Source organism: Fibrella aestuarina BUZ 2, from assembly GCF_000331105.1.
GTDB lineage: Bacteria > Bacteroidota > Bacteroidia > Cytophagales > Spirosomataceae > Fibrella > Fibrella aestuarina.
Window position 1 is genome coordinate 2,929,490 of sequence record NC_020054.1, and the last position, 12,343, is coordinate 2,941,832.

The window sequence follows — 12,343 nt, forward strand, 5'->3', positions numbered from 1 at the left end:
TTAATTACAACCCTGGCTCTGAATGACCACCTGATGATCGGTCACGTCAAATGTTGACTCAATCGTTAAGCAGATTAATCGAATTTTTTCCCGAAAAGGCACGTCGTCAAGTTGGCCGGTGAACGTGCAGTTTTTCAGCAAGTCGCGATCGTATTCAATGGGAATGTGATAGCTCGTTTCCAGTTGATCGAATACTGTCGAAACAGGTACGTAGTCGTACGAAAACTGGCGCGTCGTTATTGTAGAAATTTCTTCGTCAGATGAACGGTTTTTTTGGGTGATAGCGGGTTTGTTGGTGGGTTTAAGCGTAAGTTCTTGGTTTACGGTTAACGAGACTGGTTTGTCGGGGGCGGCTACGGACGCTACCATAACTTTGCCTGTTTTTACTTTCACAAACGCGGTAGATTCTTTCTCGAAGGAACGTACCTGAAAACTGGTGCCGACAACTTTCGTGACGACGTTGCTGGTGTAAACAATGAAGGGTTTCGACGGATTTTTGGCTACTTCGAAAAAGCCGTCGCCCTGAAAGTAGACCTCCCGAACGGCGGCGTTTGGCCGCTTTCGGTAACGCAACGTGCTGCCTTCTGCCAGCAGCACCGACGACCCGTCTGGAAGCAGGCTGACCAACGGCTCGCTCGTTTCGTTCGTAACGATCAGCCATTCGTCGTCGGGTGCCTGTAGGCCTTGCCGCATGGTTCGGGTCGCCAGCGACCTAAGGTCTGGTAACTGCCACCACGCCAGACAACCTGCCAGCGCTGCCACCGCCGCCCAGCGGGCCCATTGCCGGTGCCATAGCGGGCGGATGACCGTGGGCGTATCGAACCGGTTGACGATGGCGTCGGCCTTGGCCTTTACGTCGCTATCGGTTAAGGTAACGGGCTGTCCCTGAAGTACTAAGAACGTGGCGACAGCCTGCTCATAAACGTCTCGTTTATCGGGGTGGCGTGTCAGCCAGCTGAGCCATCGTTCCCGGTCGTCGGGCCTACGTTCGAGCATCCAGACCCGGAAGGCTTCGTCACGTAAAAAATCCTCAACGGTGGAAAGCTCTTCGGATGGGAAGCTCATTGAACTTTGCTACTATTTTCCTAGATAGTATGAAGATAGTAGCCGGGCATACCCTCTCGGGCGCAACTTTTTTCAAAAAAAGTGCAAATCCTCGGTATTCTGGACCGACCAGCTCTTACGGAGCTTGCCCAGCGCTTTCTGTAAGAAATTGGAGACCGATTGCCGGTTGATATTCATGACCTCGGCAATCTCAGGGATCGACAGATTATCATAGAAACGCAGGTATAGCGCTTCGCGCTCCCGGGTGGGTAGCGAAGCCAGTTGGGTCCTGATCGTGCGCGTCACCGAGACCAGCGATTCGTGCCGGATCAACAAGGTTTCTGAGTCGGTTACTTCATCGACAGCGTTGTCCCAATCGATCGCTTCGTTGGTGAATCGTTTCTGCTGCCGTAAATGCTGTAGTATATGATGCCTGAGGGCCTTTAATAAATAATGTTTAACCGATTCGGTCGGGTTGATATGGAAGCGATTTTGCCAGAGTTGCAGGAACAATTCCTGTATACAATCGTCGATAACGGCTTCGTCGACCATGAATTTAGTACCATAGTGCCTTAGCATGCGATAATAGCGTTCGGCCAACGAGCCCAATGCCTGTTTATCGCCCGCCCGATATGCTTGCCATAACGTTTGGTCCTGTGGTTGAAAATTCATGACTATTCGTAGAAATAATAGCAGCGAAAATAACTGAAATTCTTGATTTTAACGGCTATAGCGTCGGGTTTGCCTGCACTGTAGCTGCATAGCCGAACCGGGTGGTTTTACGTAGTGTGATTTGTCGCATTTCAACGCAAAAAAAGTACTAGGGTGTCGTCACTTTTTTGCATTATGACGCTGCCTTTATGCAGCGCTATACAAGGCTGAACCTGAGGCGTCAGCGGGGGAGGCTGAATGCGTTCAGGGGTACGTTGCAACGTACCTGAGTCGTGGGCGTTGTTTAGGCAGCTAGGAGAGGGTGAGTTCAGTGAATTCGGGCAGGAAAGACTGGTAGCCGGTCAGGTAATCGTGGTACTTCTGTTCATTCAGGCGATAGAGCTGCCCCTTTTTGGTAACGGACGACGGGTCCTTCTCCCCTGTACCCAGTAAGAGTTCAGTCGATAGGATACGCCGACTGAAATTGCGCCGGTCGAGCTTTACGTTGTAGATGGCTTCGTAGAGCTTCTGCAACTGAGGAACCGTGAACTTCTCGGGTAGCAACTCGAACCCGACCGGATACAACGCCGCCTTGTAGCGCAGTTGCCGCAGGGCCGCCTCAACCATCTGATCGTGGTCAAAAATGAGTTCGGGCCGGTTAGCCAGGTCAATCCAGGAGGCATTGTGGGCTCTGAGGGCGGCCGGATCCTGATCGTCGATATTGACCAGTGAGTAATAAACAACAGACAAGGTGCGCTCGACCGGGTCGCGGTTAACGGCGCCAAAGGCCTGAAGCTGCTCCAGGTAGTTGGTGTGCAGCCCGGTCAGGGTAAACAGGATGCGGGTAGCGGCATCGTGGAGGTCTTCGTTCTTGTTGAGGAACCCACCCATCAGCGACCACCGACCAAATTCGGGTTCAAAATTCCGCTTGATGAGCAGCAACTTCAGGGTCTCACCATCAAAACCGAAGATAATACAGTCCAAAGCAACCAGGATGCGACTACTGTGGTAATAAGCTTCCATAAGCCTTCTAAGCGTTCACTACCGCCTCAACGAGCAGAAATATGTGTCAAACATACACAATTAAAAAGATATGGCAAAACCAGCAATAAATTTCATTTTTTAGGGCGATGGCTTGCGTTGGCAACAACTGGTAAAGTCTTGCTAGTGAGGATAGAAGGTGCCCGTTTGCCCACGCAGGCCCGGCTGGCGGAGCCGCTGGCTGACAATGGGTTTACCGCTGCCTTAACCGGTTGCGTTGACGTCTGCCGATGGCCAAAGACTTAATCGTAAGGTAACAACACGGTAATCTTGACGTGATACTGCCCCGCTAGTTTTGCCGCTCCATTAGGTTACCCAGCGGTTATGAAAAGGGAATTTCTTCCGACAGACGTCAACCTGATCGTTGCTATTCAGTCGGGCGACACGGCGGCTTTTCAGACGCTCTACCGAACATACTGGCGTCCGCTGTTCAACTTTGCCTGCCAGGCCACACGCGATGTCGACGAGGCCAAAGACCTGCTTCAGGACCTTTTTGCTGACATCTGGCAGAATCGGGCCACCATCCGGGCCGATACATTCTCGTCGGCTTATCTCTACGCGACCCTGCGCCACAAACTGCTTGATCGAATCCGGAGAGGGTCGGTGCGCTTCGAGTACGCGCAGCACATTGCCGCCACCACCAACGACGCAGACCATTCGACCGAGGCCACCATACTGGCCAGCGATTTTTCGGAGCGTCTTCAGCACGAACTGAACGAACTACCCGACCGGTGCCGACTCATTTTCCAGTTGAGCCGGTTCGACGATCAATCGGTTGACGAGATTGCCAGCCACCTTAGCCTGTCTCCGCAGACCGTCAAAAACCAACTGACCACCGCACTACGTCGGTTGCGCACCGGCCTTTACGAATACGCTACGTTTGTGAGCCTGTTGATAGTCAGCGCGTTGGCTTGAATGTTTCTTTTTTTTGAAAAAGTTTTGTGTTCGGCATAGTACCAATCGGTCGTTGGTGCGAATACCAGTCAGACAAGGCCCGGAAGGTCTGGTCGTGACGAACGAATGAACCAACAGGAGCGAGAGGCGCACCTCCGCGCGTACTTGAGTGGAAAAGAGACTGCCGACGGCAAAGCCCTGTTCGACAAATGGGCCGATCGGCTCATGCAGGATCAGCTCTTTCTCGATTCACTGAGTCCTGAACAGCTCAGTCGGTTCGAGGCCGAGATCTGGTCGGGGATCACCCAACGGACCGGCATCAGCAACGAGCCGCTGGCAGCCCCTGCTCCGTTCAGCCGTCAGCCTGCCGACGACCAGCCACTGCGCGCCCTCGGCCCGCGCTTTTCGTACCGTTACGGCATGGCGGCAGCGGTTGTCTTGCTGCTACTGGCTGGGTACGTGCTGTGGTGGATGGCAGGGGCCGAGAACCATCGGTCAGACATCGCTTACCGAACTGTATCGGTTCCTGTTGGTGGGCGAATGATGGTCACCCTGGCCGATGGCTCGCGGATTACGCTCAACGCTAAAAGTACGCTGCGGTACCCTGAACGGCTGACGGGCTCAACCCGGCAGGTGTTCCTGACAGGTGAGGGTTTCTTTGAGGTAACGCCCGATCCCGCTCATCCCTTCATCGTAACAACCCGCACACTCACGACGACGGTAAAGGGCACTTCGTTTAACGTGAATGCCTACGCCGACGACCCCACCGCCGAAGTGACGGTGGTCACCGGGAAAGTAGCCGTGGCGCCGAGCAAAGGCAGGCACAGAGCCCGGCTGCTGACACCGGGGCAGGCGGTGGCTTACCGGGCCGATATCGATGTATTCACACCGACTGTGCCGATCCGCCCAACTGATGCAACCGCCTGGCAACGGGGCACCCTGCTTTTCCAACGTACCCCGCTCAGCGCTGTTGTTCGACAGTTGGAGCGGCAGTTCGACGTGCATATACGGCTGGAAAACAACCAATTGGCCCGTTGTACGCTTGTCGGTGAGTTTGGCCGCCTGCCGCTCGCCGATATACTGACCGCCTTGTGTCAATCAATCGGAGCAACCTACAACATGAACGGAACGGAGATCCGGATTCGCGGCAACGGGTGCCGATGAGCGCTCCGCCATAAAAAAGGCCAGATGTGGTACCAGCACACCTGACCCCAAAGAAAACAATCCTCAGACAAAGCATACCCCGGCGATGTGAAGCCCGGCGGGGTACGTAGTTGACCATTTTCTTCTTTTTACTCCTCGCAAACCTATGCAAAATTTCGTGCGTACTAGCGGCCGGCCCCAACGAATCCGGCACGGTGCGTCTCTCGTTCTGCTCTGCCTGCTCGCCACCCTGACGTTGGCAGGCCACTGCTTCGGCCAGCAAACGCTGCAAACCCGCGTATCACTATCCGCGCAAAACAGCCGCCTTGACGACGTGCTGACGCAACTCGGCACGCAAGCGCAACTCCGCTTTGTGTATTCAGGCAACACGATTGCGGCCGACGACCGGGTGTCGCTTTCGGTTCAGAACCAGCCGCTGAACCAGGTGCTCGATCGCCTGCTGAGCCCCCGCAAACTGGCCTATGCGCTCGTCGGGCAAAATCAAGTTGTCATCCGGCAGGCTGAGGAACGTACCCAACGCCCGGCCGCTACCGTGACCGGCCGGGTCACCGACGCCAAAACCGGCGACGGGATTCCGGGGGTGAACGTGCTGGTGCGGGGTACCCAGCAAGGGACAACGACCGACGTGGACGGCCGGTATTCGCTCAACGTACCCAGCGACCGCAGCGAACTCAGTTTCTCGTTTGTGGGCTACCTCCCGCAGACCATCCCGATTGGCAACCGCTCGACGATCAACGTGCTGCTGGCCGAAGATGCGCGCAGCCTGAACGAAGTGGTCGTAACGGCCCTGGGCATCAAACGGGAAGAAAAAGCGTTGGGCTATGCCACGCAGAAACTCGACGGCAATGCTGTGACCGACGCGCCCGCTAACAGCGTGGTCAATGCGCTATCGGGGAAAGTGGCGGGCCTGAACCTGACTAAAACCGACGGGCCGATGGGCAGCAGCCGCGTGACGCTGCGGGGCGAAAGTATTCTGGACCTAAACTCGCCGGGTGCCCTGATCGTGGTGGATGGCGAGCCCATCAGCACGGGGTTTCAGGGGGTAGGCCACGGCGCGTATCTGGGCGGCGACTCGCCCGTTGACTTTGGCAGCGCCCTGACCGACATCGACCCGAACAACATCGAATCGATCAACGTGCTGAAGGGACCGGCCGCCTCGGCCCTCTATGGCTCGCGGGCGGGTAGCGGGGCCATCATCATCACCACCAAAAGCGGCAAACGCGACCAGAAAGGCATCGGCGTGACGCTGAATTCGTACATCAGCGTCGACGATGTGAACCGCTGGCCTGATTACCAGTATGAATATGGACAAGGAACCGCCGGGCAGAACTACTATTCGTACGGGACGACCGCCGATGGCCCCGGCACGCATAACACCAGCTCGGCCTGGGGACCACGCTTCGACGGGCAGTCGTTTTTCCAATACGACTCACCCCGCGATGCCAACGGACTACCCACGGCCCGCACACCCTGGGTGCCCTACAAGGACAACCGCAAAGACTTTTTCCGGAAAGGTATCACGCTGAACAACAACATCTCGATCAGCAACAACGGCGACAAAGGCACGACCCGCCTTAGCCTGTCGCACCTGAAAAACGACTGGATTCTGCCGAATACGGGCTATCAGCGCATCAGCGTTGGCTTCTCCAACCAGTCGCAGATTTCGACGAACCTGTCGACCAACGTCAAGCTGAATTACTACAACAAGTTCAGCGACAACCTGCCCACGACCGGCTACAACAACCAGTCGATCATGTACTTCCTGGCCTTCCAGAATCCGAACATCAATCTGGACTGGTACAAGCCTTACTGGGTGCCGGGTCGTGAGGGGATCGAGCAGAGCCACCCGTTCAGTTCACTCATCGACAACCCGTACCTGATCGTGAACGAGATGCTGAACAAATCGAATCGGCACAACATCACGGGCAATGTATCGGCTACGTATACCCTTCTGAAAGGACTGGATCTGACCCTGCACGGCGGCCTCGACGCGGGCTACGAGTTCCGCTCGCAACAGCGGCCCATGAACACCCAGAAGTTTCAGGCGGGGATGTACCGGCAGCAGAACGTATTTAACGTCGAGACGAACACCGATTTCCTGCTGCGCTACCAGCTAAAACCTAGCGCCGATTTTCAGGTAACGGCCAACGCGGGCGGCAACGTGCTGATTCAGTCGCAGAAATTCACGAACCAACTGGCCGACCGGCTGGTGATTCCGGGCGTGTATAACCTGGCCAACAGTGAGCAACTGCCCCTTACCCGTAGCGACCGGGCCGACAAGCAGATCAACAGCCTGTATGGCTTCGTCAACCTGGCCTATAAGAACGTGGCCTTCTTCGACATCACGGGCCGGAACGACTGGAGCAGCACGCTACCCCGCCAGAACAATTCATTTTTCTACCCGTCTACCACGCTCAGCCTGATCGTGTCGGATATCGTGAAGCTGCCAAGTTGGGTGAGTTATGCCAAGGTACGTGGGGCCTACGCCAGCGTGGGCTACGATGCCCGGCTGGGTACGTATAACCTCGAAAAAGTGTACGAACCGGGCGTGTTTCCGGGCGAACTGGAAAATCCGAACATCATCGCCAACCCCAACCTGCGCCCGCAACGCAACAACTCGTGGGAGGCCGGGACCGAGTGGCGGCTGTTCAAGAACCGACTCTCTTTCGATCTGACGGTGTATCGCCAGCTCACCATCGACCAGATTCTGTATGCCCCCGTCGAATACGCCTCGGGCTACAACTCATCGCTTATCAACATGGGCCGGGTCGTGAACCGGGGGATCGAGCTGACCCTGACCGGAAGCCCCATCAAGAACGCGCGGGGGTTCAACTGGGACGCCACGCTGAACTGGGCCATGAACCGCAACATGGTTGAAGAACTGAACAACGGTACCGGCAGTGTGGTGCTGGCCCGCTACGTCGGCAGCCGTGTCACGCTGGAAGCCCGCGAAGGGCGACCCCTGGGTGAACTCTACGGGTTGGGTTTCAAGCGGTCGCCGGATGGGCAGATTGTCTATGACAAAACCGGCTACCCCTTGCTGACCGACCAGTTCATCAACCTGGGCACTGCCACGCCCAAATGGCGCGGTGGCCTGGCCAATACGTTCCGGTATCGGGGCCTGAGCCTGTCGGTGCTGATCGATCATCAGCAGGGTGGTCGGGTGTATTCGCTGACCAATTCAGTACTGGGCGAGCAGGGTAAAATCACCGCCACGCTACCGGGCCGCTACGATGGGCTAATCGGGCCGGGCGTGACCCAGAACGCCGACGGCACCTACGTACCCAACACCACAAAAGCCGCCAACATCGTTACGTACTACAGCCGCCTCTATGGCCGCGACAACGTAGAGGCCAACACCTTCGACGCCACCTTCACCAAACTGCGCGAAGTGCGGCTTGCCTATACGCTGCCCCCGTCGGTGCTGGGCAAAACGTTCCTGCGCGGCGCCACCATCGGTATCTACGGCCGTGACCTCTACAACTGGACCAAATTCCCCGGCTTCGATCCCGAAACCTCGACACTCGACAACTCAACCATTACGCCCGGTCTGGAAATCGCGCAGTTCCCGTCGACTCGTACCATGGGTGCCAATCTGACCGTATCGTTCTAGGCTATTTCGCCATTGATCATGAAAATAAACAAACTACTGGTAGTGAGCGCCTGCCTGCTGATGGCACTCGGGTGCACCCAATCGATGGATGACCTGCTGCACGACCCGGAAGCCGTAACGACGGCCACCTCGGGCAGCTTTCTGAACACGGCCATCCTTAACGGCGTCAACGTAGGGCTGAGCCGCAGCCACCGCCTCAACCACGAACTGATGCAGGTGACGGTCTCACTGACCGATGGACAGTTTCACCGCTACGTGCTGATTCCCAGCGAGTCGGATTACCTCTGGAACAACTACTACCTCACGCTCACCAACGTGCAGGATATGTACGACCGTGCCCGGGCGACAAACAACCGCAACCACATGGCGGTGGCCATGACGGTGCGGGCCTGGCTCTTTCAAAACCTGACCGACACCTACGGCGATGTGCCTTATTTCCAGGCCCTAAAAGGCTACCCCGAGTACCAGATCACGCCGAAGTTCGATCCGCAGGCGCAGATTTACGCCGATCTGGTGGCGAAGCTCGACACGGCCAACGCGCTCTACGACATCACGAAACCGTTTTCGCCCGGCACCGACGCCCTCTTTGCGGCCGAGCAGAGCACGACCAACATGGCCAAGTGGAAGCGGTTCACCAACTCACTGCGGCTGCGGCTGCTGATGCGAGGTGAGGCCAAATCGCCCGAGTTTCAGCAACAGATCCGGACCATGCTGGCCGACCCGACCCGGTATCCGCTGATGACGGCTGTCGACCAGAGTGCCGCTCTGAAATTTACGGCCGTTACGCCCCTGCTCAATCCCTTCGCCGACGACCGTGACTATGACTTCAACGGCTCAAATGCCTTCGCTGAGTATTTCATCAATACCCTCAACAGCTGGCAGGACCCGCGCCTGGCCGTCTGGGCAACGAGCGTGAGCGGCAAGTTTGTGGGCGTACCGAGTGGCTATTCGCTGGGTGATTCGCCGAAGGTGAGTGCCATCGCGTCGTCGCGGCTCAACAAGACGCTGAAAACGTCGCCGCTGCTGGGCACCATCATGCAATACGCCGAAACCGAGTTTCTGCTGGCCGAAGCCGCCCTGAAAGGCTACTCGTCGGATTCACCGAAAGACCACTACGAAAAAGGCATCCGGGCGTCGATGGCCTACTGGGGTGCGACCATGCCGACCGATTTCCTGACGCGTAAGGGTGTCGCCTACAGCGGCACGCTGGAACAGCTCATCACGCAGAAGTACATCAGCCTGTTTTTTACCGAAATGCAACAGTGGGCCGAATACCGCCGGACGGGCTTCCCGGTGCTTCCCAAGGGCCCCGGCCTCGAGAACAACGGCCAGCTACCAATGCGCCTGACGTACCCGCTGTCGGTACAATCGCTCAACAAACAAAGCTACGACGAGGCCACTGCCCGGATCGGGGGCGACAACATCAACGCCAAAATCTGGTGGGCCAAGTAATAAAACCATGCTCAATCGACGTACTTTCTTAAAGCAGATCGGCTGGTCCGGGGCGGCACTCTCGTCGGCCCCGGTCGCCATCGCCCAACCCAACGTACCGGCCGAAGCCGGCACCCGCCTGACCGGTCGGGTGGTATCGGCCGGTAAAGGCCTCGCCAACGTCGCCGTGACGGATGGCTACACCGTGACGAAAACCGACAAGAACGGGGCGTATCAACTGACCGCCGCGACCGGTGCCGAGTTTGTCTACATCAGCCTGCCCTCGGGCTACGCATTCCCGCACGACAACGGCACGGCGCGTTTTTTTCAGCCCATCACGGCCAAAACCGGAACTGTCACCGCCAATTTTACGCTGGACAAACTCCCGGTCGACGATACCCGGCATCAGTTTGTGGTCTGGGCTGACACCCAGATGATTTCCAAAAAAGACGCCGAACAGCTCAAGGCGGAGTCGGCCCCCGATCTGCACGAACTGGTGGCAACGTACCCAGCGGGATCGCTCTTTCACGGCATTGGCTGCGGCGACCTCGTCTGGGATCATTTTGACCTGTATGCCGACTACAAGGAAGCCATCGGCTCGACCGGGATTCCATTTTTCAACGTCATTGGGAACCACGATCTTGATCTAGACGCCCGCACCGACGACTACTCAGCCCGGACCTTCAAGCAGCAGTTTGGCCCGACGTATTATTCCTTCAACCGGGGGCAGGTGCACTATGTGATGCTCGACGACGTGTTCTTCATCGGCACGGCGAAAAAGTACATTGGCTACCTCACCGAAAACCAACTGCACTGGCTCGAACAGGACCTGGCTCTGGTAAAACCCGGCTCGACGGTGGTCGTTAGCCTGCACATTCCGACGCAGACGGGTCATGCCCGGCGCAATAAGTTGAAAGATGATGAACTGGGCGGGTCGGTGTCGAATCGGAACCAGCTGTATCAGTTGCTGAAGCCGTTTAAGACGCACATCATGTCGGGCCACACCCACGTCAACGAGAAGTGGGAGGCCGACAACGTCATCGAGCACGTGCACGGTACGGTTTGCGGCGCCTGGTGGACGGGCCCCATTTGCAGCGATGGCACGCCCAGCGGCTACGGCGTCTATGAAGTAGATGGGGGCGACATTCGCTGGTATTACAAATCGACGGGGAAGCCGCGTACGCATCAGGTACGTATCTACGAAAAAGGGCGAGTGAAAGAAGCGCCCGATCAACTGGCCGTGAACGTTTGGAACTGGGATCCCAAATGGAAAATTGAATGGCTGGAAGATGGCGTACTCAAAGGCCAGTTGGCGCCGCAGGTGGCGCTCGACCCCTGGGCCGTGGAGTTGTACGCCGGGCCGCAACTACCCAAAAAACACAAGTTTGTCGATCCGACGCTGACCGATCACCTGTTCTTCATCAGCCCGTCGGCCAACGCCCGGGAAATCACCGTTCGGGCGACCGACCGCTTCGGTACAGTGTACACGGAACGGATGCCACTGGTGTAAGAGCCGTACTGTACTGACGCACAACCCAGGGTCAGCCGAGGTGATGATATCTATCGCCCTGGCTGACCCTGTTTCCGTTTCATAGGGATGCCACTTGACCCCATGGTATGGCTCTCGGTGGTGCCGCGACCCTGCGCGCCATGAACTGCCGACGCCGGAGCCGCAGCGGTAGGGCCGCTTCACGATTTGATAACAACGCATCGTTGCCGGATCGCCCCGGTAGAACGAATTTTGGTGGTTACCCGGTGCCTTCAACGGGAATTCACGACTCAACAGATACAGTTCGTTCCTCAACGTATGCACGCTATCATTGACCACCTGATCGAACTGTGTCCACAGGCCTGGACCCGCCAACTGCTCGACATGGGGAGCTACGTGTACCAGCCCGCTGACGCCGACGCGCGCCTCTACCTGATCGAGAAAGGCCTGGTTAAGATCGGTAGCCTGGGGGCGTCGGGTGAACGAATCCTCTACGACCTGCTGCAACCGGGCGAGCTGTTCGGCGATCTGGATTACATCGACGATGCCGAGTTTTTTGAGTTTGCCCAGGCCGCTACGCCGCTGTCGGTGCTGGCGATCGACCGCACCGCGTTCCGGCGGGCCGTTCGCCTGGACCCCGTGCTGGCCGACTGGTTTCAGCAAACGCTCGTCCGGCGCTGGCATCGGGCCGAAACGAGGCTGCTGCATCGAAGCAGCGTACCCGTCGATGGGCGCATTCGTTTCCTGGAAGAGCAGTACTCGGCCCGAGTTACCGATGCCCACTATCACCTGCACCGCCCCTTCGATCTGCTCTCGTTGCAGGAGGTGGGTGATCTTGTTGGGGCCACGCGGCAAACCGTTTCGCGCAAGCTGAAGCACCGACTGGTGCTGGCGATGTGACGAAAATCGTGGCGGTGCTGTTACCCCAAGTTTACCAACAGGCCGCCCTTTTTTACTGCTTTATTAAGAATGGCCGGGGTGTTAAAATGTAACAGCTGCGGCGAGGAGGGCAGGGG

General features: G+C 57.2%; 9 protein-coding genes. 6 read left to right on the forward strand and 3 right to left on the reverse strand.

Annotation, left to right across the window (positions count from 1 at the left end; genetic code table 11):
- The 3 genes from FAES_RS11930 to FAES_RS11940 all read right to left on the reverse strand — a co-directional run bounded on the left by FAES_RS11930 (position 1) and on the right by FAES_RS11940 (position 2,718).
- Positions 1 to 1,065: a FecR family protein gene (locus FAES_RS11930; protein WP_015331463.1), complete on the reverse strand. Its 1,065-nt coding sequence runs from the start codon at positions 1,063 to 1,065 to the stop codon at positions 1 to 3.
- A 72-nt stretch (positions 1,066 to 1,137) separates the two neighbouring features.
- The gene (locus FAES_RS11935) at positions 1,138 to 1,716 is read right to left on the reverse strand and encodes an RNA polymerase sigma factor (RefSeq protein ID WP_015331464.1); all 579 of its coding nucleotides are present in this window, start codon (positions 1,714 to 1,716) and stop codon (positions 1,138 to 1,140) included.
- Between the two features lie 291 nt (positions 1,717 to 2,007).
- Positions 2,008 to 2,718 (reverse strand): NUDIX hydrolase, encoded by a 711-nt coding sequence (locus tag FAES_RS11940; protein ID WP_015331465.1) that lies wholly within the window; start codon positions 2,716 to 2,718, stop codon positions 2,008 to 2,010.
- Between the two features lie 342 nt (positions 2,719 to 3,060).
- Between FAES_RS11940 and FAES_RS11945 the strand changes: the two genes are divergently transcribed.
- The 6 genes from FAES_RS11945 to FAES_RS11970 all read left to right on the forward strand — a co-directional run bounded on the left by FAES_RS11945 (position 3,061) and on the right by FAES_RS11970 (position 12,227).
- A complete protein-coding gene (locus FAES_RS11945) occupies positions 3,061 to 3,651 on the forward strand; it encodes an RNA polymerase sigma factor (RefSeq protein ID WP_015331466.1) in 591 nt (196 codons plus the stop codon).
- Between the two features lie 105 nt (positions 3,652 to 3,756).
- Positions 3,757 to 4,794, forward strand: coding sequence for a FecR family protein (locus tag FAES_RS28980; RefSeq protein WP_015331467.1), 1,038 nt, complete (start codon positions 3,757 to 3,759; stop codon positions 4,792 to 4,794).
- Between the two features lie 145 nt (positions 4,795 to 4,939).
- On the forward strand, positions 4,940 to 8,407 hold the full coding sequence (locus FAES_RS11955; RefSeq protein WP_015331468.1) for a SusC/RagA family TonB-linked outer membrane protein: 3,468 nt from the start codon (positions 4,940 to 4,942) through the stop codon (positions 8,405 to 8,407).
- An 18-nt stretch (positions 8,408 to 8,425) separates the two neighbouring features.
- The gene (locus FAES_RS11960) at positions 8,426 to 9,859 is read left to right on the forward strand and encodes a SusD/RagB family nutrient-binding outer membrane lipoprotein (RefSeq protein ID WP_051054091.1); all 1,434 of its coding nucleotides are present in this window, start codon (positions 8,426 to 8,428) and stop codon (positions 9,857 to 9,859) included.
- A 7-nt stretch (positions 9,860 to 9,866) separates the two neighbouring features.
- Positions 9,867 to 11,348 carry a calcineurin-like phosphoesterase C-terminal domain-containing protein gene (locus FAES_RS11965; RefSeq protein WP_015331470.1) on the forward strand — a complete coding sequence of 494 codons (1,482 nt, stop codon included), beginning with the start codon at positions 9,867 to 9,869 and terminating at the stop codon, positions 11,346 to 11,348.
- A gap of 297 nt (positions 11,349 to 11,645) precedes the next feature.
- Entirely contained in the window at positions 11,646 to 12,227 is a 582-nt protein-coding gene (locus FAES_RS11970) for a Crp/Fnr family transcriptional regulator (protein WP_015331471.1), read from the forward strand.
- Positions 12,228 to 12,343 lie beyond the last annotated feature (116 nt).